Origin of the sequence: Natronococcus amylolyticus DSM 10524 (assembly GCF_000337675.1) — an archaeon.
GTDB lineage: Archaea > Halobacteriota > Halobacteria > Halobacteriales > Natrialbaceae > Natronococcus > Natronococcus amylolyticus.
The window spans coordinates 96388-118541 of the sequence record NZ_AOIB01000015.1; the positions used below are offsets into that span (position 1 = coordinate 96388).

Below are 22154 nucleotides of genomic sequence, written 5' to 3' on the forward strand. Positions count from 1 at the left end.
CGGGGATATCAGTAGGTCGCAGCCCTTAACAGTCGTCGCGACCACTTTCCACCAATGACTGATCGAGAGGGCGACTCCGACCATCCCTTCTCCGAAGGGGAAGGGTTCGGAGACGACTACGACGAGTTCGATCTGGATCCGCCGGAGCTGGGCGTCGATCCCGCGAAGGTCGACCCCGTCGACTCCCGGGTCGTCACCGACACCCTCGACCGCCAGAACATCGACAGCGACGAGGTCGACGCGAGCGAGTTGCTCGACGTCGGGCTCAACTATATACAGATCAACCGGTTCGAGCAGGCCACCGAGGCGTTCGAGCGAACCGCGAACTTCGCCGAGGACGACCTGCTCGCCCAGGAGGCCTGGACGAACAAGGGCGTCGCCCACGCCGAACTCGAGGAGTACGACGAGGCGATCGGTGCCTACCGCGAGGCGCTCCAGATCGACTCGGAGAGCGAACACGCCGCCACCGCCGAGACGAACCTCGCCTACGCGCTCTGGGAGTTCGGCGAGACCGCCCAGGCCTTAGAGCACGCCGAACGCGCCGTCGAGATCGACGAACGGTTCGCCGAGGGCTGGTTCAACCGCGCCTTCTTCCTCTCCGAGCGCGGGCTGGCCGAGGAGGCGCTTCACTGCGTCGACAACGCGATCCGGCTGGGGATGCGTAACTCCCAGGTGCTCGAGGAGAAGGCGGAAATTCTCGAGGAGCTCGGCGAGTACGACGAGGCCGAGGAGATCGCCGAGGAGGCAAACGAGATGCGCGAGCGAGCCGAACAGCGCGTGATGGAAGAACGCGAGGAGATGGCGGGTCAGCAGGCAGGTGGCGGCCGTCCGCCGAACCGGGAGGACGTCGAGATCACGGATCCGGGACGCGTCCCCGAGCCCGAATCCGACGACGACTGGCAACTCGAGTGAGGTATGATCGTCAACGAACGCGAGACGCCGGAGGGGTTGCTCGTCGCCGTCTGTGACGCCGACGTCCTCGGCGAGCGCTTCGAGGGCGACGGCGTCACTCTCGAGGTCACCGAGAAGTTCTACGGCGGCGAAGCCGTCGACGAGGCGGCCGTCGTCGACAGTCTCGCGCGGGCGACCGTCGCCAACATCGTCGGGACGCGAGCCGTCGACCTCGCGATCGAGGAGGGGTTCGTCGACGAGGCGAACGTCCTCGAGGTCGGCGACACCAAACACGCCCAGCTGTTGTGGATGTAAGAGCGCTCGCCGGCAGCGGGATACGGACGGGCTTCGATTGATGCAAGGTCGGCTCCCGATGATACCAAACTGTGTTGGAGTCAACGGTATCTACACAGCGGGGCTACGATAGAGTACGACAGGGCCCTACCACCACCCATCACACCAGAGTCGTTCGACACCCCCTGTCGTGACACACCACCCACCCACCCTTCCCTTTCCGAAAACTCCCCGGTGAGCGGCCGCGCCGTTCGCTGGGACCGAAGGAGTGTTTTGTCTGGGAGCCCACTCACTATTCAATGAGTTCCCAGAACCTCGCACTCGACGTCGAGGCCATCCGCGACGAGTTCCCCATCCTCCAGCGGGAGTTCGACGGCCAGCAGGTCGTCTACCTCGACAACGCGGCGACGACCCAGACCCCGGATCCGGTCGTCGACGCGATGAGCGACTACTACCGCGAGTCCAACGCGAACGTCCACCGCGGGATCCACCACCTGAGTCAGGAGGCCTCCGAGGCCTACGAAACGGCCCACGACCGCGTCGCCGAGTTCATCGGCGCCGACGGCCGCGAGGAGGTCATCTTCACGAAGAACACCACCGAGAGCGAGAACCTGCTCGCGTACTCGTGGGGGCTGAACGAGCTCGGCCCCGGCGACGAGGTCGTCCTCACCGAGATGGAACACCACGCCTCGCTGGTGACCTGGCAACAGATCGCCAAGCGAACGGGCGCCAGCGTCGAGTACATCCGCGTCGACGAGGACGGCCGTCTCGACATGGACCACGCCCGCGAACTGATCACCGACGACACCGAGATCGTTTCGGCGGTCCACATCTCGAACACGCTGGGGACGATCAACCCCGTCGGCGAACTGACCGAACTCGCCCACGAACACGATGCCCTTTCGTTTATCGACGGCGCCCAGGCAGTCCCGAACCACCCCGTCGACGTAAAGGAGATCGACGCCGACTTCTACGCCTTCTCGGGCCACAAGATGGCCGGCCCGACCGGAATCGGCGTCCTCTACGGCAAACAGGAGCTGCTCGAGGCAATGGAACCCTACCTCTACGGCGGCGGGATGATCCGCAAGGTCACCTTCGAGGAGTCGACCTGGGGCGAACTCCCCTGGAAGTTCGAGCCCGGAACGCCGCCAATCGCCGAGGCCGTCGGCCTCCACGCCGCCGTCGACTGGCTCGAGGAGATCGGCATGGAGCAGATCCGGGATCACGAGCAGGAACTCGCGCGCTACGCCTACGAGCAGCTCGAGGACGAGGGCGACGTCGAGATCTATGGCCCCGAACCCGGCGAGGATCGCGGCGGGCTCGTCAGCTTCAACCTCGAGGGCGTCCACGCCCACGACCTCACCTCGATCATGAACGACCACACGATCGCGGTCCGGGCCGGCGACCACTGTACCCAGCCGCTCCACGACAAGCTGGGCGTTCCGGCATCGACTCGAGCATCCTTCTACGTCTACAACACCCGCGATGAGGTCGACAAGCTAGTTGCGGCACTCGACGACGCGCGGCAGCTGTTCGCATAGCTGGTCGCCGCCCTCGACGACGTCTTCGCGAGTAAACGGCGTGAACGAGCGAAGGCCAGCGAGACAGTTCACGTTTCGCTCGGAACGGCGGCTGCTGGCGTGATCAGTCAGCGTGTCGTCGCAGAAATTCCAGCAGCACCTCGTTGAACTCGTCGGGGTTATCCTGGTTGGCGTTGTGACCGGCGTTCGAAATCACCGCATAGCGGCAGTTCGGTTCCTTCTCCGCCCACGATGGCGCATCGCGTCCGATCGTTCCGGTTCGGTCGAACTCGCCGTGGGTGAGCAGGAACGGTCGATCAATCACGTACCCCGGTTCGGCGTGGAGCGTGTTGGCAACGGCTTTCCAGACGGTAGCGAACTCGGACTTGGAGAGCTGGCTCGTCGCGTTGTACGCGTACCGCTTGGCCACCTCGGTCTCCGCGGTCCGGTCGGCGGTCGTCTTCCGGAGGTGTTCGTTCGGCCAGACCCGGAACAGATACGGCGAGAGTTTGAGCGCGAGGTGCTCGAGCGTCGGCGGGAGCGTCGTGATGTCGGTCGCTCCGATGACGCCGAGTGCGGTCACGCGCTCCGGGTACCGAAACAGGAGTTCTTGCGAGACGTACCCGCCGAACGACTGTCCCACCGGAACGCAGCGGTCAACTGAACACCGCTCGAGAATCGCGACCAGGTCCTCGACGACGACCTCGAGGCTGAACTCCCTGCCGAGCGGTTTCGACAGGCCGTGGCCTCGAACGTCCCAGCTGACGACTCGATACCCCGCCTCGAGGAGGGGCTCGAGCTGGGCGTCGAACATCCGATGGTCCATGCTAGCGCCATGTGTCAAAACAACTACTGGCGCCTCCGCTGGGCCGACCTCCCAGTAGTGGAGTATCGACCCGTCTCGGTCCAGCGTTCGTGGGTGTCCCCACCCTCTCGTCTCGTCCATTGCGGCCGTTCGTGACGAGGGTGCGGAGTACATTACGCTCTTTCGGTTACACGTCGCGTAACTCGGGTTCGAAGCGGTTTTCGACCGAACGGACGCCGGTTCGGTACTTTCGCGACCGCTGTTCGGAAAGCGAGTGGGGCAAAGACTCAACCCGCAACTCTGGTAACACGACGACGGGAGTCGTCGGAGCCGGGGTGATCGACTCACCACTGGGTCCGGTGTCACGGAAGGTGCGTCGATTACCCCGGCCGTTCGGAACGTCTCTCGGGACGGTCACGGATCTTCGGCTGCACGTGTGTTTCGTTTAAATAGGGGCGTGTCGGTCGCCGCTACCGGACGAGTTCCGAGGACTCGAGCGCGCGCCCGCTACCGAGAAACCGCTCTCCGTCGAAATCGCTCGAGCCGACGAGGACGGCGCGGTTACGACGTCTTCGCGACGTCGCCGCGGCTCTCGTCGGGACCGCCGTCGGCCAGCCGATCGGGGTCGACGTCGAACTCGAAGATCTCCTGGGGAACCGACACCGTGACGCAGGTGTTTGGCAGGTCGACGATACCCGCGATCCGGCTCTCGACGGGCGCCGTGCTCAGTAGCATGTAGGCCTGCTCGGCGGAGTAGCCGAAGTTCGTCATGTAGTCGATGGCGTCGAGGCAGGCCCGGCGCATCCCGATGTTCGCGTTCTTGTAGTGCTGGGTGCCGTCCTCGTCGACGGAGTAGCCCTCGAAGACGACGTAGTTCGAGAAGTCGGGGTCCATGTAGCCGGGCTTGAACATGGCGTAGTCGGTGCCCATCTTCTCCATCCCGTCCTTGATGACGTCGACTTTGAGGTCGATCCAACCGGGGAACTCGATCGCGCCACAGAAGGAAATTTCGCCGTCGCCCTGCGAGAAGTGCAGGTCGCCAACGATGAAGTTCGCCCCGTCGACGAACACCGGCAGATACACTCGCGAGCCGCGACCGAGGTTCTTGATGTCACAGTTGCCCGCGTTCTCGCGGGGCGGGATCGTGCGCGCGGCCTCCTCTGCCGCATCGTCGACCTGGTCGTCGTCCATGTCGCCGAGCAGAACGTCGTTGGGCTCGGGCGGGAGCGCAAGCGGCGGTTCGGCCTCGCCGGTCTCGTGGTTGACCGCGGTGGGGTCGTCGGGACCGCGCTCGATGAGCGCGCGCTCGCGCTCGTTCCACTCCTCGAGCAGTTCCTGGGAGGGTGCCGTTCCGAGAATTCCCGGATGGGCACAGCCGGGGAACCGGACGTCCTCGATGTGGCGCGTGCTGGCCATAACGCCGTCGAGTTCCCAGATGCTCTTGCGGGCCTCCGGGAAGTGATCGGTCAGGAAGCCGCCGCCGTTCTCCTGGTCGAAGATCGCGTTGAACCCCCACTCGTGGTCGGGAAAGGCGCCCAGGTCGAGGATGTCGACGACGAGCATGTCGCCCGGCTCGGCTCCCTCCACCTCGAAGGGGCCGCTCAGGTGGTGGTTCGGGTCCAGCTCCATGTCGCGGATATCGTTCGCGCTGTCGTCGTTGTTCACCTGCCCCCCGGTCCAGTCGAGACACTCGATCCGTACCTTCTCGCCGGGTTCGATCGACGACACCGGCGGCACGTCGGGGTGCCAGCGGTTGACGATCGGATCGGGTTGTTCGTCGGGCGGGGACTCGGTATCGACCTCGAAGACGGTTTCCGGCATGATTCACGTTCACTATTAGCTCGGCCGCAGTTATAGCTGATTCAGCGTCGCTGATAGTTTCAGGCCAATGGAGCCGGACTTTGGCGTCGCGATTGCGGCGATCCGGAACGGGTGCGGGTCCATTTATCACGATCCGTTCGGTATCCTCGAGCGAATACGATATGTCGGGGAGTAACGCGGTACACGACCGACTCGAGGTGGGTGACACCGACGACGTTCCGAGTCGAGCGAGGAACTTCGAGGCCGGAAAGCGCCTCGCGGAGACCGTCCGAACGACGCTCGGGCCCAAGGGGCTAGACAAGATGCTCATCACCGACGACGGGAAGGTAGCGATCACGAACGACGGTGCGAGCATCCTCGAGCGGATGAAGCTCTCCCACCCGGTTGCGACCCTCGTCCTCGAGGTCGCCGAGGGACAGGACACCACCGTCGGCGACGGAACGACGAGCGCGGTGTTGCTCGCAGGCGAGTTGCTCGGCGAGGCCGAAGCGCTGCTCGAGAAGGGAGTCCCGCCGGCGAAGATCACCGAGGGGTACCACCTCGCCGTCTCGCAGGCGGTCGAGTCCCTCCCGGAGCTGACCGTCCCGGTCGACCTCGCCGACGACGAGCGGCTCCGGGAGATCGCGCGAACGGTCGTGACCGGCAAGTGGGACGAGTCGGGGACCGACTTTCTCGCCGACCGGGCCGTCGAGGCCGTGCGGGCGATCGAGCGCGACGACTGCGTCGCGTTCGAGCGCCTCACCAGGAAGACGATCCCGGGGGGCTCGTTCTACGACTCTGCGGTGATCGAGGGCCTCGTCATCGACATGGGGGAGTCCCCGACGGACGTCGTCTCGCCCGACGCGACGCTCCCGAACCGCTACCGGGACGCGACGGTCGCCCTCGTCGACGAGGAGCTATCGATCGACACCGCCCGGGGAGTCGGCAGCGTCGACCTCGAGACGGTCGAGGAGCTCGAGGCGCTCAGGGAGTACGAGCGAGACGCATACGAGGCGTACGCCGACACGATCGCCGGGGTCGGGGCCGACGTCGTCTTCTGTCAGCAGTCGATCGACGACCCCGTTCGCTACCTGCTCGCCGAGCGGGGAATCCTCCCGATCGAACGAACGCAGCGGGACGAACTACACAGGCTGGCCCGCGCGACCGGGGGCAAACCAGTCCCGGTAGAGAGCCTGACGCGAGCGACGACCGGGACCGCCGCGACCGTCGAACGGCGGTCGGTCGGCCCCACCGACGTGACGGTCGTCTCGGGGCTCGAAGAGCTCGAGCAGGTGTCGGTCGTGTTCCGGGGCGGAACCCAGCACGTCGCCGACGAGACCAAACGGATGCTCGACACCTGCTTCTACGCGCTGAAACTCGCGATCGAGGACGAGGCGGTCGTCCCGGGTGGGGGTGCGGCCGAGGTAGCGCTCGCCCGCGAGATCCGATCGATGGCAGCCGGCCGGTCGGGGTCCGAACAGCTCGCGGTCGAGGCGTTCGCCGACGCTCTCGAGACGATCCCGCGGACGCTGGCCGAAAGCAGCGGGTTCGGGCCGACCGACGCCCTACTGGCGCTGCGGAACGCCCACCACGACGGCGACCACACCGCCGGACTGGACCTCGAGACCGGATCGGTCGTCGACGCGGCCGAGGCCGGTGTGCTCGAGCCGCTGTACGTCAAGCGCCAGGTGATCGCCAGCGCGGGGGAGGCCGCGAGCATGATCGTCCGCATCGACGACAACGTCCCGATGGCCCCGCGAGGCGAGGAGTCGGGTCACGATCACGACCACGATCACGGTCCCGACGGGCTGATCCGGAGCACCGAGGGATACCCCTGGGCCGTCGGTCACTCGATGGGGCATTGAAATGACCGAAACCGAACTCCCCCGGCTCGAGGACTGTCTCGAACTGTACGCCGCGGCCGTCGAACGGTACGGGTCGAAGCCGTTTACGGCTGCCAGGGCGAAGCGAGAGCTTGCCGGCACCCCGTCCACAGGACTGCTCGAGCTGGCCGTCGCCTACGGACTGTTCGAGTTCGACGGCGATGCCTACGCGGTTCGAGTCGAACCCGACGAGCCCGAGCGCGCGTGGCGAGCGAACGCGATCGACCGTGCCGAACGGATCCGAACTGCCGCCGTGGAACGCGCGAGCGAGCGAACAGGAGGGACCGACGGCGTGCGGGCGCTGACTCACGACTCGAGGCGGTTTGCGAGCGTCGCCGTCGGCGAGCGGGCGGCGCTCGAGGGAATCCTCGACCGCCTCGAGGGGGTTCCGCTCGAGGAGTACGACGGGATCGTCCTCCGGTCGCCGGGCGAGCACGCCAACGCCGTCCAGCGGCTCGCGGATCGGCTCTGTGAGCCTGCCGTGGCGAACGAAACGGATCTCTCGAGGCCGTTCCAGAAGGAGTCCACCGACGTCGTCGGCGACGACAAGAACGACCTGGAGTTCCGGCTCTTCCTCGAGCGGGAGTAACTACTCCTCGAGCGACTCGACGTCGTAGACGGGTTCGTTGATCGTCCAGCCGCCGGACTGAAGGTTCTGAGAGATCGTCACCCGATGGCCGTTCGGAGCCGCTGCGATGACGGAGTAGGCGTCCGTCTCGATCACTTCGTAGGGCAGCTCTCGATCGTTCACTGTCACGGTATCCCCGACGTCCAGCCCGTCGAGGCGGTCCGTGATCTCGGCCGGGGCGAGCGCGTCGTCGTCGGTCGAACTATCGGACCTCGAGGGTGTCATGGGTAGACGAAACCGGCGCTACCGTCTTATCTTTTGTCGGTTGCGACGGGAGCTTCCGTCCGAGCCCGATCACGGTAAGATATAACATCACACGTGGTAAACGGCGAGCTATGTCACCGCGACCGGAGCCACGCGATCCCGAGGACGTAGACGATGAGCGGATCCGAGAGCTGCTCGAGGAGGCCGAAACCGGCTGGTACGGCGACAGCGCGTTCTTCGGCGCGATGGCCCACTGCCCGGAGCTGTTCGAGCACATCGTGGCGGCGTTCGAGTCGTTCGGCCGGGGAGCGAACGTCGACACCGAGCTGCTGGAGCTGATGCGGATCAAGGTCGCCGAAACCCACCAGTGTGCCTACTGCGCGACAGTCCGGACCCTCGAGGTGCGCGAGGCGGTCGCGCCGAAGGAGGACGCCGTCTTCGGCGACGTCGACGAGGGCGATCTCTCACGACGGGAGTATCTCGCCGTCTCGCTGGCCGAGGCGCTCTCGACCGATCCGCACAGGCTCTCAGACGACTTCTTCGTTGAACTGGGCGAGGAGTTCACCGAGCAGGAGGTCGTCGAGCTCCTGCTGTTCGCCAGCCTCGAGGTGGGCCTCGATCGGTTCTGTATCGCCCTCGAGCTCCAGCCGACCGACGAGAGCGCCTACCCCGACGACGTCGACTACCCCCTCGAGAACCCGCGGCCGAAAACGTCGTAGTTCGACCTTCCACGGCCGAGGCCGGAAATTCGTAGTTGCGGACCAGGTAGGCCACGGTAGCGGGAACTCCGATCGCAGACAGGGTCGCGGGCTCGTACCTCGAACCATCACAACCCATCGCGGACACTCCGTTCGGCCGGAACGAGCGGTTATGCTCGCCGCCGACCGAGTAACACGATGAGGGATCTCACAGTGACAGCGACCACGCTCACGCCGCGAATGCGAAAACAGCAGGCGGCGCTGGAGGCGATTCCGCCGATCGAACGCTCGATCGAGGACGGCGAACTCCGGCTCGTGCGACGGTTTCGCGGGCTCACGCTCGAGCAGGCGGCCGGCTATCTCGAAGGGCTCGGCGGCGAACGAATCGGGCAGACCGAAGTCGAGGGAGACGGCTGGTTAGCCCGGCTCTCGGCGGAGAAGGTTCCGGTGGGTCCGTCGTACCGACTGACCGAAGTGACAGTAGTGTGGACCGGCCGACCCGACGCCGTCGAGCCGATCGTCCTGCAGTTCCGGCGGAAAGCGTTCCGCGCACCGGGATGAGTACGGAGTCCTTATCAGCCGGTCGCCGAAACGCGACGGCATGCTCGAGACCGTCCGCGACCGCGCCCGCCCGTACTTCGAGGACGCGCCACCGGCCCACGACTGGCATCACGTCCGGCGGGTCGCGGCGCTGGCCGACACCCTCGCCGCGGAGCAGGCGGCGCCCGTCGACGAGCGGATCGTCCAGCTTGCCGTCGCGCTTCACGACATCGGCCGCGAGCGGGAGGACCGCGGCGAGATCGACGACCACGCCGCCTGGGGCGCTCGAGAAGGCAGTCGAATCCTCGCCGACGTCGGTGCGAGCGAGGAGACGATCGACCGCGTCCGACACTGCATCCGCGCCCACCGCTACTCGAACGACGTCGAGCCCGAGACGCTCGAGGCCGAGATCGTCTGCGACGCGGACAACCTCGACGCACTGGGCGCGGTCGGGATCGCTCGCGCGTTCGCTCACGGTTCGGTCATCGGGAGTCCGCTGTACGATCCCGACGTTCCGCCCGTTGAGGACGAGACGGCTGCCGGCCGATCGCAGTACAACCACTTCTACAAGAAGATCCTCGAACTGCCCGAGCGGATGTACACCGATGCCGGCCGGGAGCTCGCGGCGGACCGTGCGACGTTCGTCCGCGAATACCTCGAGCGCTTCGAGGCAGAGGCAGCCGGCGAAGCGTAACCTCGTAGAGCAACAATAAACGCAGAAGAAGTTTTTAGTACGGAGTCCCTACGGTTGCGTGCCGAGGTGAGAACGTATGCATGAGAATACAATCGGACGCCGCGGACAGGACCCGTTCGATGCCCTGATCGACGTTCTCGCCGCGGTGAACCGGTACGACCTCGCGCTCGGTGTGATTCCGATCGCGTTCGTGATCACGCTGGTTGCTGCGAGCGTGTTCGGCGTTCCGGCGCCGTACGCGTTCGCGGCTGCGGCAATCGTCGGTATCGGCGTCATCGCCGACGTCTGCTACCTGAACCCGCCGGTCGACCAGGGGTCGACGGATAGGACCGACGATCGAACGGCTGCAGATTGATCACGCGATCCGGATGCCCGTGCATCCGATCCGGTTTTCGACGGCGTCGAGTCCCGTCGCGCCAGCTCCCGACTCCCCGGAACCCTTTTACAACGCACAGCCGTACGCGTCTCCAACGATGGGACTCGGCTCCGATATGTACCGACAGCAGATCCTCGACCACTACAAGAACCCCCGCAACTACGGGGAGCTCGAGGATCCGACCTTCACCCACATCGGCGAGAACCCGATGTGTGGCGACGAGATTAGGATGGACGTCAGACTCGAGGACGACGATGAGACGATCGAGTTCGTCGCCTTCTCTGGAGACGGCTGTGCGATCAGCCAGGCCTCCGCGAGTATGCTCTCGGGCGAGCTCCAGGGCAAGTCCGTCGACGAACTGCTGGAGATGGACCGCGACGACGTCATCGACATGCTCGGCGTCGACATCTCGCCGATGCGAGTCAAGTGTGCGGTGCTCGCCGAGAAGGTCGCCCAGGACGGCGCGGAGATCTACCGGGGCGAACTCGACAAGGAGAGGACTTCGACCGAGGAGTAGCTGAGCCGATCCGTCTCCCTTTTTGCCGTCGTCCGAACCGGAAATCGGTGTACCGTCGGTAGCGAGAGTCGAGAGCGACGCGTACCGCTCGAGCCGAATGCGGCTATCGCCGGACGATCGAACGAACGCGAGAACGAAACGCGAAAACCGTGACGTCGAGGCGCGTTATTCGGGTTTCAGTCCGCCATCCTCGACGCGCATGACGGCCTCGCCGTCGGCGAGGTTCGGCGCGTCGACCAGGCGGACGATCCGCTTGTTCCCCTTGGACTTGCGGAGGTAGATCCGGAACGTCGACTTGTGGCCGAGGATGTTCCCGCCGATCGGCTGGGTCGGGTCGCCGAAGAACGAGTCGGGGTTCGAGGCGACCTGGTTGGTGACGATGACGGCGCAGTTGTAGAGGTTGCCGACCTTGTCGATGTCGTGGAGGTGCTTGTTGAGCTTCTGCTGGCGCTCGGCGAGCTCGCCACGGCCGACGTACTCGGCGCGGAAGTGAGCGGTCAGCGAGTCGACCGCGAGCAGGCGAACGGGGTACTCGCCCTCCTCGTGTTCGCCGGCGAGCTCCTTTGCCTTCTCCGCCAGCAGCATCTGGTGGTTGGAGTTGAACGCCTTCGCGACGTGGATCTTGTCGAGGATATCCTCGATAAGTTCGTCCATCGTCGCCTCGTTACTCGGCGTTCCCTCGATCTCGCGGTCCTCGAGGGTGGCCTCGATAACTTCGTCCGGAAGTCCCCGGACCATGTCGTCGATCCGCTCGGGACGGAACGTGTCCTCGCTGTCGATGAACATCGCGCGACCGTGGAGGCCGCCGACTTCCTTGGGGAGCTGGACGTTGACGGCCATCTGGTGGGTGACCTGCGATTTGCCGGAGCCGAACTCGCCGTACACCTCGGTGATCGACTGGGTCTCGATCCCGCCGCCGAGCAGGTCGTCGACCTCGTCGATGTGCCAGCTCATCTTGCCGATCTCGTTTCGTCGCTCGAGTACCGTGGATCCTGTCTCGAAGCCGCCGACGTCGGCGGCGTCGCGGGCCGCACGAACGATGTCCGCCGACGTCGATTCGCCGACGTCAGCCGTGTTGGAGAGTTCGGAGGGCGACGCGACGGCCAGGCTCTGGAAGGAATCGAAGCCGGCCTCGTGGAGTTTGTCTGCGGTTGCCGGTCCGACACCAGGGAGGGATTCTAGGTCTGCGTCTGGCATTACTCACTCGTAGCAGCGGACGCCCCATAAAGCCTCGTTAACAGAGGAGTGAAAGTGAAAGTGCAAGGCGGCATCGGGGTAGTCGAAGGACGGGAGCGAAGGTTTAGGAGTTATGGCGCAGCCGACACCGTACGGAGTGGAGGTCTGCTAGAGCAGCTCGAGGCGGATTACTGAGAACCGAGGAGAAAGCCCCGTCGTTCAGGGCGGGGATGAATCCGACAATACCGTTCACAAACCGCCGTTCGACGGCACGGAAGGATATTCCACGCTGCGTAATCCATCCTTTCAAGTAGATTTCTCTACATAGGTTACGTATGGCGAAACAGGTCGTCACCCGCACCTACACTGCTTCCATCAGGAACCAGTCACGGGTGCAAGACGACCTTGATTCGCTCGGGTTCGCTGCCTCGAAACTCTGGAACGTCGGACGGTGGACGTGTGGCCGCGTGTGGTCGGAGATCGGCCACATTCCCAGTCACGCAGAACTCACCGCCCACCTCAAGAGCCACGAACGCTACGATGACCTCCATTCTCAGTCAAGTCAGCGAGTCCTTCAAGAACTCGCTGAGGCGTTCAACGGTTGGTACGGCAAACGACGCAATGGAGACACGAGAGCGAATCCGCCCGGCTACCGCAAACACGGCGACGAACATCCACGTTCGACGGTCACATTCAAAGCCGCTGGCTTCAAACTCGATACCGAGTACGACCGCGTTCGACTCTCGAAAGGCTCGAACCTCAAGGACTACTGGTCGGACTTCATTCTCTGTGAATACCAGACCCGGCCCGACGTCGATCTCTCCACCGTGGAGAACGTCCAACAGGTTCGGGCCGTTTGGACGGGCGACGAGTGGGAACTGCAGTTCGTGTGCAAAGTCGAGACCGAAGTGGCCGACACACCGGGTGAGAAGACCGTTGGTGTCGATCTCGGCATCAACAACTTCGCAGCACTCGCCTATGAAGATGGTCACGCCGAGCTGTACCCGCTCAGCTGCCTGAAGCAAGATGACTACTACTTCAGCAAGCGGATCGCTCGGTGTGACGACTCCGACTCCGAGCAGGCCACCCGGCTGAACCAAAAAAAGTCTCGGCGGCGCACCCACTACTTCCACACGGTCTCGAAACACATCGTTCAGCGATGCGTCGAGGAAGGTGTTGGAACGATCGTGGTGGGCGACCTCTCCGGTGTCCGCGAGGATGAGGAGAACGATGAGGCGAAGAACTGGGGCAAGCACGGCAACCTCGACCTCCATTCGTGGGCGTTCGACCGCTTCACCGACCTGCTCGAATACAAGGCTGAGAGAGAGGGTATCACGCTCGAAGAGGTGTCCGAGCAAGATACCTCGAAGTCGTGTTCGTGTTGTGGTCGCAAGCGTGACTCCAACCGTGTTGAACGCGGGTTGTACGTCTGCGATGAATGCGGGATGACGGCGAACGCAGACGTAAACGGTGCCGAGAACATCCGACAGAAAGTATCTCCGAGTCCCGCCACGGATGGCGGCGATAGGAGTACCGGCTGGTTGGCACAGCCATCGACGTTCCTGTTTGACAAGGAAACTGGTGCATTCGCACCTCAAGAACGGGTCACGTCGTAAACCACAATATCCCAACGCGGGAATCCTCGCCCTTCGGGGCGGGGAGGATGTCAAGGGGTCGGTTCGTCGGTCGCCCACTCGAGCGAGGAGAGTTCGTCGGCGGCGGCAACGTACAGCCGTCCGGGCGCGAGCGCGGGCGTCCTCGAGACGGGAGCGCCGAGGTCGACGTGCCAGCGCAGGTCGTAGTCGGTCGCGTCGACGCCGTAGAGCGAACCGGTCGAATCCCCGACGCAGACGACGTCGCCGGCGACGACGGGGCTCGCGTCGACCTCGCCGTCCAGCGCGATCCCCTTCTTCGAGAACAGCCATCCCCGGACCTTGCGCCGGCCGAAACGGGTATCCGTGACGTGGAGGTAGCCGTCGTCGGCGCCGACGAAGGTGGTCCCCTCCTCGGGGAGCACCGTCGCCGACGAGGTGAACGCGCCGCGGATCTCGTAGCTGAACCAGGTCTGACCGGTCTCGGTGTCGAGGGCGAGCAGCGTGCCGTCGTCGTCGGCGACGTAGACCCGGCCGTCGGCGATCGTGAGCGGCGCCGCAACGACTCCGTCGGTCGGCGCACTCCATGTTTCCTCGACCCCATCAGATCCGTCCTCGAGACAGCGAACCTGCTCGTCGGCGGTACCGACGTACACTCGAGGCCGATCCGCGGCGACCACCGGGGAGCCGGCTGCCGCGGCGTCGGTCTCGTAGGTCCAGCCGATCTCGCCCGACCCCGCCTCGAGCGCCGACAGGCCCGCCGTGTGGCCGGCGTACAGTCGGCCGTCCGCGAACGCGAGGTCGGACTCGAGGGGAGCCGGAAGCTTGGTCCGCCACAGGGCGTCCCCGGTTCCCGGGTCGATCGCGTGGACGGTCCCGGCATCAGTCGCGGCGTAGACGCCGTCGTAGGTGGCAACCGGGGTCGCGTCGATCCCGTCGGTTGACTCGAAGACCCACCTGCGCCGGCCCGTTTCGCGGTCGAGCGCGTACAGGTTTCCGCGTGTCGTCCCGACGTAGACGGTGTCGCGGTCGAGAACCGGCGATCCCGCCGTACCGGCAAGTTCGACCGTCCAGGCCGACTCGGGGCGGTCGGGTCCCTCGAGGTCGCGGCGAACGCCCGAGTGCTGTGGATCCCGTTTGAACTGATTCCAGTCGGTCACTGTTCTGGCGTACCGATGCCGACCGGATAACTGGTTCGACAGCGGTCACTACGGGGGAGAAGCGAAAACGGAAGCGGAAGAGGGGGTGGGGAAGGGGATGCGACAGGACAGCTGGTGTATGGCGCAGCTGATGTGGCGTCCTGCCGTATCCACTTCTACAGGAGTGGACGCATTACGGCTAACTCCAAACATATTTGGATCTCGTCGGTCGGACTGGAGCCTCGCTCACTCCCAGGGGTGAGTACCGCCCTCGCTCGGCCACAGCGGGTACCAGTACTCCTTGTCGCGCTCGATCTCGAGTTCGCCGTCCAGCGTCGCCTCGAGTTTGAACTCGGCGTTCGAATCCCGTTCCCGACCGGACCGGGGTGCGAACGGGTAGTACCGACCCCGGCGGAACGAGTAGATCCAGTAGGCCGGGCCCCGATCGTTCCGGTAGGCGAAGAGGGCTGCGAGCAGCCGCGAGCCGTAGCCGTGCTCGATGAACGTGTCCGCGGCGAAGTGCAGACTGGTAATCAGGTCCTCCGGATCGCTGTCCTCGAGGACGACCCAGTGGTAGCCGTGGTCGTCCTCGGAGACCGAAAACTCGGTGCCGGTGTCCTCCCGGCCGGCCTCGAGGATCGCCTCGACCTCGTCGACGGCCTCGCGGAAGCTGCTCGAGTCGACGCCCGAAAAGCAGAGCGCACCGACGTCGGCGGACTCGTAGCCCAGATCGGCCTCCATCGTGAGGTAGGCGGTACTCATCCCGAAGAGGTCGTCGGGATCGGCGTCGCGTTTCGCGTCGGATTCGGCGCGCGTGCCGAGAATGGAGCGAAGCCCGTCCAGTAGTCCCATACTCTGCGTGAGGGATGGGTCCCCTTAGAAGCCCTCCATCTCGCGTTCGAGGTCCCGAAGCTGTTCGACGCGTCGCTCGGTCGAGGGGTGGGTGCTGAACAGCTTTCCGACAATTCCCGACTTGATCGGGATGATGAAGAAGGCGTTCATCTCGGCCTCCTCGCGCAAGTCGCTGTCGGGGACCTTGTCGACCTCGCCGGAGATCTTCATCAGCGCGGAGGCGAGCGCCGAGGGTCTGCCGGTGATCGCCGCGGCCCCGCGGTCGGCGGCGAACTCGCGGTACCGCGAGAGCGCGCGGATCAACAGGTAGCTGATGATCCAGACGACCAGCGAGACGAGGATGGCGACCATGATGCCGCCTTGGTTCTTGCTTCGTCCGCCGCCGAAGAACGCACCCCAGCGAACGATCATGAAGGCGATCGTCGAGAGGAGCGAGGCGATCGTCATCACCATCATGTCGCGGTTCTTGACGTGGGCGAGTTCGTGGGCGATGACGCCGTCCAGTTCCTCCTGATTGAGCGTCCGCATCAGCCCCGTCGTTACCGCGACGGCGGCGTTCTTCTGATTGCGGCCGGTCGCGAAGGCGTTCGGTACCTTCGAGTCGACGACCGCCACCTTCGGTTTCGGCAGATCGGCCTGCTGAGAGAGCCGTTCGACCGACGAGTGCAGTTGCGGGTACTCCTCGGCCGACACCGTCTTCGCGCCCATGCTCTTGAGCGTGAGGGTGTCGCTGAAGTAGTACTGTCCGAGCGAGAACCCGCCGAAGATCATGCCGAAAACGAGGAGGTTCGCTCCTCCCGTGAGATACGCCGTGAGCACTCCGGCGAAAACGATGTACAGCGCGAACAGCAGAAACATCGTGACGAACATCCGCGCGCGAAGTCCCCAGTCCGGCTGCCAGTCCATACCCGGAACGAGGGACTCCGGCGAGATAAGTATGGCCAGTGACAGACGGGGACAGCCCTCACGGGTCGCCGTCTCAACCCCCCTGTTTCGCGTGGAAACCCCTGGACCGAGACACCGTCGCTCGAGCGGCGTCTGACGCGCGTCTGCCGGTCGTTCCTGGCAATCCGCTACGGTCCCGGTTTCGGCGAGACTTGAGGCTCGAGCGAGAGCGCCACGCGACAGCGATCGCCCCGGATTGACGGGAATCGTTTCGGTTTCGGAACGATCGATCGGACCGTCGGAACGATACTACGAAGTCGATAGGGAAGAGTGATCAGTCCAAGAGCGTGATATGACGGGGTACGGCAGACGGCAGGTGCTGAAACGGACCGGGGTCGTCGCGATCGGTAGCACCCTCGCGGCGAACGCCGTGGTCGCCGACGACCGGGCGATCACGGACAGCGCAAGCGCCGGGTCGGCGGTCCAGTCCGACACACAGGGTTGGACGTCCCGCCGTGGGAATCCGGGCAACACCGGGTACGCTCCCGAGGCGAGCGGGCCAGACGATCCGGCTGTCGTCGAGTGGAGACACGACGCGACTGGTCCCGTGGCGGTCGTCGACGGCGTCGTCTATCAGACGGACGACGGCGCGGTCCACGCCTACGACGCCGACGACGGGGACCGAATCGAAGCGAGCTCCGACGTCGGCGCGGACGGCGCGCCGACGGTCGCCGACGGACGGATCTACGTCGGCGGCGACCGACTGGCGGCCCTCGACGCCGACCTCGAGGGGATCGAGTGGACGATCGGGTTCGAGGAGGACGTGCCTGAGCCGATCGTCACGGACGGAAGCGCGTTCGTCGTCGTCGACGGCATCCTCTACGCGATCGACGCCGCCGAGGGGACCGAGCGGTGGCAGTTCGAGGGCGACGGCCGAAAGCTGCACGAACAGGCCGTCGCCGTCGCCGACGGCGCCGTCTTCGTGACCGACGGTCGAACTCTGTACGCGCTGGAGGCCGACGACAGGAGCCGCCGGTGGGCGAATCACGACGGTGGGTTCCGCAAGCAGGTCGTCGTCGCGACCGACGACACCGTCTCGGTGCAGGCCGGCGGTCTCGACGAGATCGCCGTCTACGAGACCGGAAGCGGCGACCTCCGCTGGACCGGCGAGGGGTACGCCTCGGCGCTCGCGACCGGCGACCGCATCTACGCGCTGACCGAGACCGACGTCGTCGGCTACGACCGCGAGAGCGGCGACGAACAGTGGCGTCCCGGGCTCGAGGCGGCGACGTACGGCCCGCCGATCGCCGACGGCGAGAAGCTGTACGTCGGCATCGAGAGCTCGAACCAGGGTCCCGGGATCGTCGCCTTCGATCTCGAAGACGGCACCCTCGAGTGGTCGATCGAAACCGACGCTCAACCCGGCGATCTCGCCATCGCCGACAACACCCTCTACGCCGTCGCCGACGAGTTGCTCGCGATCCGAGCCGAGTCGGCGTTCGACGACATCGACGCCAACGAGACCGACGGCGACAACGTCACCCAACCGGAGAACGGAAACGACACGTTCGAGGCCGAGGATCCGGAGAACGTCGGGGACGACTCTGACGACTCCGACAACGGGGACGACAACGAGACCGACGACGGCGACACCGAATCGGCCGACGAGGTCCTCGGAGACGATGACGGCGAAGACGAGGGAATACCCGGCTTTACCACGGGCGCTGGGCTGCTCGGCAGCGCCGTCGCGCTCGAGTGGCTCCGGCGGAACGCGGGCGTCGAGCCCGCGGAGACGGAGTGAACGCGGTTGGTTCGGACCCGCGTCCGGGTGGCGCGCTCGAGTTCGGGCGTGCAAGCGACGAGCCGAGAGCGGGCCGTTTAACACCGCCACGGCCCAATCGGGGACAATGAGTGAGTCGCGTGCGTTCTGTCCCCGGTGTGGGGATCCGGTACCCGACCGATCGGCGAGCGACGCGGACGCGGCCGCGGATCCGCTCCGACCCGGGACGGAGGTCGAACTCTGTGACAGCTGTTACTTCGACGACTTCGACTTCATCGACGCGCCGGATCGGATCGACGTCCAGGTCTGTGCCCGCTGTGGCGCCGTCCACCGCGGCAACCGGTGGGTCGACGTCGGCGCACAGGACTACACCGACATCGCCATCGAGGAGGTAAGCGAGGCCCTGGCGGTCCACGTCGACGTCGAGGACGTCGCCTGGCAGGTCGAGCCCGAACAGGTCGGCGAGAACACGATCCGGATGCACGCCTACTTCACGGGCGTCGTCCGCGACACGCCCGTCGAGGAACAGGTGATGGTACCGGTGAAGATCGCCCGTCAGACCTGTACCCGGTGTGGTCGGATCGCCGGCGACTACTACGCCAGCATCGTCCAGATCCGCGCGGAGGACCGAACGCCGACGAGCGAGGAGGTCGACCGCGCCAAGGAGATCGCGAACCAGGTCGTCGCCGACATGGAGGCGACGGGCGACCGCAACGCCTTCGTCACCGAGACGAGCGAAACCGACGACGGACTCGACATCAAGGTCTCGACCAACAAGATCGGCAAGAAGATCTCGAACAAGATGGTCGAGGAGTTCGGCGGGACCGTCAACGACGCCGAGACGCTCGTCACGGAGGACCAGGACGGCAACGAAGTGTATCGAGTAACGTTCGCCGTCCGGCTCCCGCCGTACACCCCCGGCGAAGTCATCGACCTGGCGAACGACGACGGCGGGCCGGTCCTCGTCCGCAGTGCCCGAGGCAACCTCAAGGGAACCCGCGTGACGACCGGCGATCGCTACGAGGCGAGCTACGAGGAGGGGAACTCGCCGGAGGCCCGCAGGCTCGGCGACCTCGAGGACGCCGTCGAGACGACGGTCGTCACCGTCGAGGACGAGAACGCCGTCCAGGTGCTCGATCCCGAGACGTTCCAGGCCAAGACGGTCGCTCGGCCGGACTACTTCGATCCCGACGCCCAGACGGTACCCGTGCTGAAGAGCCGCGCCGGGGTCCACGTCCTGCCCGATTCCGACCCCGACACCGGCGACGAGGAGGACGACGGCTACTACGACCCCTACGAGGACGATGCCTGAGGAGTCCGATCCCGAGCCGAACGCGACGACGACGATGGACTCGCTCGAGCGCGCCGACGCGCCGCTGGCGGCCATAGTCGAGCGGACGCGAACGGAAACGGCCATCGAGTCGCTTCGCGCCGAGGGCGTCTACGACGACTCGCGGCGCGTCCAGGCGGTCAGCGACGGGGTCCGCGACCACGGCGGGCGAGCCGACGACGCGCTCGAGGCGGACCGGGCTGTGAGCGAAACGGCTTCAACCGAGGGTGACGCGACTCGCGAGGACGATCCCGAGCGAATCGCGCTCCCGATCACCGAGCCCCCGGCCGAAACGCGCGTCCTCGAGGTCGTCCGCCAGCTCGAGCCCGAACTCCGGAGTCAGGACCTTGAGGACCTGCTGACCGAACGGGGCTGGAGCGACGACGACCTCGAGCGGGCGCCCGGTTCGTGGGCCGTGATCGGCTCCGTCGTGCTCGTGACGATCCCGACCGAGTGCCCCGACGAGACCGACGTCGCCGAGGCCTTGCTCGAGCTCCACGGCGGGGCCGACAGCGTGCTGGCCGACGAGGGGATTGCCAACGAGGGGACGGCGGGCGCCTACCGCGAACCCCGCACCCGCCTGCTCGCGGGCGAGACGGACACCGAGACGGTCCACACCGAACACGGGACCCGGTACGGGCTCGACCCCGCGAAGGTAATGTTCTCGCCGGGAAACCAGGCCGAGCGGGCGCGGATAGGCGAGGTCGTCGAGCCCGGGGAGCGGGTGTTCGATATGTTCGCCGGTATCGGCTACTTCACGCTCCCGGTGGCCCGCGCGGGCGCGACCGTCACCGCGACCGAGCTGAATCCGACCGCCTTCCGCTACCTGCTCGAGAACGCCGTCCTCAACGACGTCGCAGACCGGGTCGACGCCTACATGACCGACTGCCGGGACGTCGCGGGCGACCTCGAGGTCGACAGGGTGGTGATGGGCTACTACGGACGTAACGACGACACGGGAGAGGAGACGGACGACACACACAGCGCCAGGGTCGGCGAGGCCCACGAGTTCCTCCCCGCCACCCTCGAGGCCCTCGTACCCGATGGGATCGTCCACTACCACGAGGCGGTTCCCGAGTCACGGCTATGGGATCGCCCGATCGAACGGCTCGAAGCTGCCGCCGCGGACGCGGGCAGAGCGCTCGAGGTCCTCGAAACGCGACGGGTCAAGAGCCACAGCGCGGGCGTCGCCCACGTCGTCGTCGACGCGCGGTTCGGCGAGTGAGTCGAGCGTGACATTCTTACTGCCGGGCTGACTGCGCGTACGTATGGACCGAAACCAGATCATCGCGCTCCTGTTTGTCGTGCTCATGGTGACCTCGATGGTCGCCTGGGGCGCGACGGCGGCGTTCTGACGTCTCCGGGCGACTACCGCCGCGGGTCCCCTTCGGCGGGGCGGGGATCGAACCCGTGCGGGGTGGTTCGCGCCAAACCCGGAACCGGTGCGCGATCGTTTCGTCGTTCAGGTGAGACTCGCGGCGAGCTCGAGCGAACGGGAGGGGACACTGATCCGACCGACACCTCCCGAAAGCGAAATCCCGATCAAACAGACCGTCGCGTTCCAGGCGGTTGTAGCTCTTACTTCGAAATCGCTTCAAACTCGGAGGCGCCGCAGTCACAGCCCCTCGGCAGGCCGATGGGCTGAACCGTGTTATCGGAAAAGACCCACGCCGAGTAGACGCTCCCGCACTCGCTACACCGTGCGGCCGCTTTCGTCCGTCGCTCGGTCCCTTCAGCGTCGTTTTCCTGCGTTTGCGGGGGAGTAGTCATACGAGCACAGAGATGCCTCCGACGGAAAATATCGCAGGTTGTATGGACAACGTCGTTCTCGAATCGCAGAACGCACTACTGATCGTCCGGATGGGTGAACGTCAACGTACTCGTGATGAGGTTCCTGTGTGCGGCGTGGAAGCGCTTCGAGAGGGCCTGCTGAGAGACGCCCATGTCGTCCGCCAGTTCGCTCATCGAGATCCCCTGCGGAACCTCGTAGTACCCTTCCTCGAGCGCGGTCACCAGGGTTTCGCGCTGTTTCGTCGTGAGATCGTACTGCGCGCTCGCCATCGGCTGTTCTTGCTCTTGCAGCTGGTTGAGCTCGAACGAAATGCCGTTCTCCTCGCAGTAGTCTTCGAACTTCGAGAGCGCCTCTCGGTCGTCGAATCGCATTCGCAGCTCCCAGTACCGATCCCTCCCGACCGCTTCCATTATCGTCGCCCCGAGCTCGACGTACGCGTACACGATCGTTTCGACGTTTTTCGTCCACTCGGCGCGGTACAGGATGGCGTCGTCCACCCGATCGATACGAGCGACGTCGGTCACCGAACCGTCGTTTTGGAACGCTTCTTCGAACTCAGCGTGATCCCCGCCGCTCACCCAGAAGTACGGCATGACTTTGTCCTCCATCGTCGCCACGACCTGCTCGATTTCGACGACCATGTGCGGGGCTTCCGCGAGCGAATGGCACAGCGCAAAGTCGTCGGATCTCACCGAAAACTCCGCAACGACGCTCATACTGTTGCTTGTCCTGAGCTACAAAGAAACGTACGCCGGGAA

Annotated in this window: 22 protein-coding genes; 14 read left to right on the plus strand and 8 right to left on the minus strand. The window is 65.4% G+C overall.

Features of this window, described 5'->3' with window-relative positions; genetic code table 11:
* Window positions 1-54 precede the first annotated feature (54 nt).
* From C491_RS06470 to C491_RS06480, 3 genes are all read left to right on the plus strand, one after another.
* Entirely contained in the window at window positions 55-912 is an 858-nt protein-coding gene (locus tag C491_RS06470) for a tetratricopeptide repeat protein (protein ID WP_005554680.1), read from the plus strand.
* A gap of 3 nt (window positions 913-915) precedes the next feature.
* Entirely contained in the window at window positions 916-1206 is a 291-nt protein-coding gene (locus C491_RS06475; RefSeq protein ID WP_005554681.1) for a DUF424 domain-containing protein, read from the plus strand.
* Window positions 1207-1484: 278 nt separating this feature from the next.
* Window positions 1485-2726 (plus strand): aminotransferase class V-fold PLP-dependent enzyme, encoded by a 1242-nt coding sequence (locus tag C491_RS06480; protein ID WP_005554682.1) that lies wholly within the window; start codon window positions 1485-1487, stop codon window positions 2724-2726.
* Window positions 2727-2829: 103 nt separating this feature from the next.
* On the opposite strand, the gene C491_RS06485 is transcribed toward C491_RS06480, so the two are convergent.
* Together C491_RS06485 and fmdA are read right to left on the minus strand one after the other, a co-directional pair.
* A complete protein-coding gene (locus C491_RS06485) occupies window positions 2830-3684 on the minus strand; it encodes an alpha/beta fold hydrolase (RefSeq protein WP_338042737.1) in 855 nt (284 codons plus the stop codon).
* Window positions 3685-4071: 387 nt separating this feature from the next.
* Window positions 4072-5331, minus strand: coding sequence for a formamidase (gene fmdA / locus C491_RS06490; protein ID WP_005554684.1), 1260 nt, complete (start codon window positions 5329-5331; stop codon window positions 4072-4074).
* Between the two features lie 161 nt (window positions 5332-5492).
* Here fmdA and thsA point away from each other — a divergent pair, with 161 nt between their 5' ends.
* Window positions 5493-7175 (plus strand): thermosome subunit alpha, encoded by a 1683-nt coding sequence (gene thsA / locus C491_RS06495; protein ID WP_005554685.1) that lies wholly within the window; start codon window positions 5493-5495, stop codon window positions 7173-7175.
* Between the two features lies 1 nt (window position 7176).
* Window positions 7177-7782, plus strand: coding sequence for a hypothetical protein (locus tag C491_RS06500; RefSeq protein ID WP_005554687.1), 606 nt, complete (start codon window positions 7177-7179; stop codon window positions 7780-7782).
* On the opposite strand, the gene C491_RS06505 is transcribed toward C491_RS06500, so the two are convergent.
* Window positions 7783-8046, minus strand: a complete 264-nt coding sequence (locus C491_RS06505; protein WP_005554688.1) for a hypothetical protein — start codon at window positions 8044-8046, stop codon at window positions 7783-7785. It lies immediately after the preceding gene.
* 110 nt (window positions 8047-8156) lie between these two features.
* Here C491_RS06505 and C491_RS06510 point away from each other — a divergent pair, with 110 nt between their 5' ends.
* The 5 genes from C491_RS06510 (at window position 8157) to sufU (ending at window position 10850) form a co-directional block, all read left to right on the plus strand.
* Window positions 8157-8744 (plus strand): carboxymuconolactone decarboxylase family protein, encoded by a 588-nt coding sequence (locus tag C491_RS06510; RefSeq protein WP_005554689.1) that lies wholly within the window; start codon window positions 8157-8159, stop codon window positions 8742-8744.
* Between the two features lie 177 nt (window positions 8745-8921).
* The gene (locus tag C491_RS06515) at window positions 8922-9284 is read left to right on the plus strand and encodes a hypothetical protein (RefSeq protein ID WP_241431295.1); all 363 of its coding nucleotides are present in this window, start codon (window positions 8922-8924) and stop codon (window positions 9282-9284) included.
* A gap of 40 nt (window positions 9285-9324) precedes the next feature.
* On the plus strand, window positions 9325-9957 hold the full coding sequence (locus C491_RS06520) for an HD domain-containing protein (protein ID WP_005554691.1): 633 nt from the start codon (window positions 9325-9327) through the stop codon (window positions 9955-9957).
* A 76-nt stretch (window positions 9958-10033) separates the two neighbouring features.
* The gene (locus tag C491_RS06525) at window positions 10034-10312 is read left to right on the plus strand and encodes a hypothetical protein (protein ID WP_005554692.1); all 279 of its coding nucleotides are present in this window, start codon (window positions 10034-10036) and stop codon (window positions 10310-10312) included.
* A 118-nt stretch (window positions 10313-10430) separates the two neighbouring features.
* Complete coding sequence (gene sufU / locus C491_RS06530) at window positions 10431-10850, plus strand: Fe-S cluster assembly sulfur transfer protein SufU (RefSeq protein ID WP_005554693.1); 420 nt, start codon at window positions 10431-10433, stop codon at window positions 10848-10850.
* A 165-nt stretch (window positions 10851-11015) separates the two neighbouring features.
* Here the strand turns inward: sufU and radA are convergent, their stop codons facing one another.
* The gene (radA, locus tag C491_RS06535) at window positions 11016-12047 is read right to left on the minus strand and encodes a DNA repair and recombination protein RadA (protein ID WP_005554694.1); all 1032 of its coding nucleotides are present in this window, start codon (window positions 12045-12047) and stop codon (window positions 11016-11018) included.
* A 314-nt stretch (window positions 12048-12361) separates the two neighbouring features.
* Between radA and C491_RS06540 the strand changes: the two genes are divergently transcribed.
* On the plus strand, window positions 12362-13642 hold the full coding sequence (locus C491_RS06540) for an RNA-guided endonuclease InsQ/TnpB family protein (RefSeq protein WP_005554695.1): 1281 nt from the start codon (window positions 12362-12364) through the stop codon (window positions 13640-13642).
* 50 nt (window positions 13643-13692) lie between these two features.
* Here C491_RS06540 and C491_RS06545 read toward each other — a convergent pair whose 3' ends face one another.
* From C491_RS06545 to htpX, 3 genes are all read right to left on the minus strand, one after another.
* Entirely contained in the window at window positions 13693-14778 is a 1086-nt protein-coding gene (locus tag C491_RS06545) for an outer membrane protein assembly factor BamB family protein (protein ID WP_005554697.1), read from the minus strand.
* A 225-nt stretch (window positions 14779-15003) separates the two neighbouring features.
* Window positions 15004-15609 carry a PspA-associated protein PspAB gene (gene pspAB, locus C491_RS06550; protein ID WP_005554699.1) on the minus strand — a complete coding sequence of 202 codons (606 nt, stop codon included), beginning with the start codon at window positions 15607-15609 and terminating at the stop codon, window positions 15004-15006.
* A gap of 24 nt (window positions 15610-15633) precedes the next feature.
* Window positions 15634-16515, minus strand: a complete 882-nt coding sequence (htpX, locus tag C491_RS06555; RefSeq protein ID WP_005554701.1) for a zinc metalloprotease HtpX — start codon at window positions 16513-16515, stop codon at window positions 15634-15636.
* Window positions 16516-16846: 331 nt separating this feature from the next.
* Between htpX and C491_RS06560 the strand changes: the two genes are divergently transcribed.
* From C491_RS06560 to C491_RS06570, 3 genes are all read left to right on the plus strand, one after another.
* Window positions 16847-18295, plus strand: a complete 1449-nt coding sequence (locus C491_RS06560) for a PQQ-binding-like beta-propeller repeat protein (protein ID WP_005554703.1) — start codon at window positions 16847-16849, stop codon at window positions 18293-18295.
* Between the two features lie 106 nt (window positions 18296-18401).
* The gene (locus C491_RS06565; protein ID WP_005554704.1) at window positions 18402-19586 is read left to right on the plus strand and encodes a 60S ribosomal export protein NMD3; all 1185 of its coding nucleotides are present in this window, start codon (window positions 18402-18404) and stop codon (window positions 19584-19586) included.
* Complete coding sequence (locus C491_RS06570; RefSeq protein WP_005554706.1) at window positions 19579-20829, plus strand: class I SAM-dependent methyltransferase; 1251 nt, start codon at window positions 19579-19581, stop codon at window positions 20827-20829. The genes C491_RS06565 and C491_RS06570 overlap by 8 nt, the downstream gene beginning before the upstream one ends.
* 620 nt (window positions 20830-21449) lie before the next feature.
* Here the strand turns inward: C491_RS06570 and C491_RS06575 are convergent.
* Window positions 21450-22112, minus strand: a complete 663-nt coding sequence (locus C491_RS06575; RefSeq protein ID WP_049891541.1) for a helix-turn-helix domain-containing protein — start codon at window positions 22110-22112, stop codon at window positions 21450-21452.
* Window positions 22113-22154: the final 42 nt, after the last annotated feature.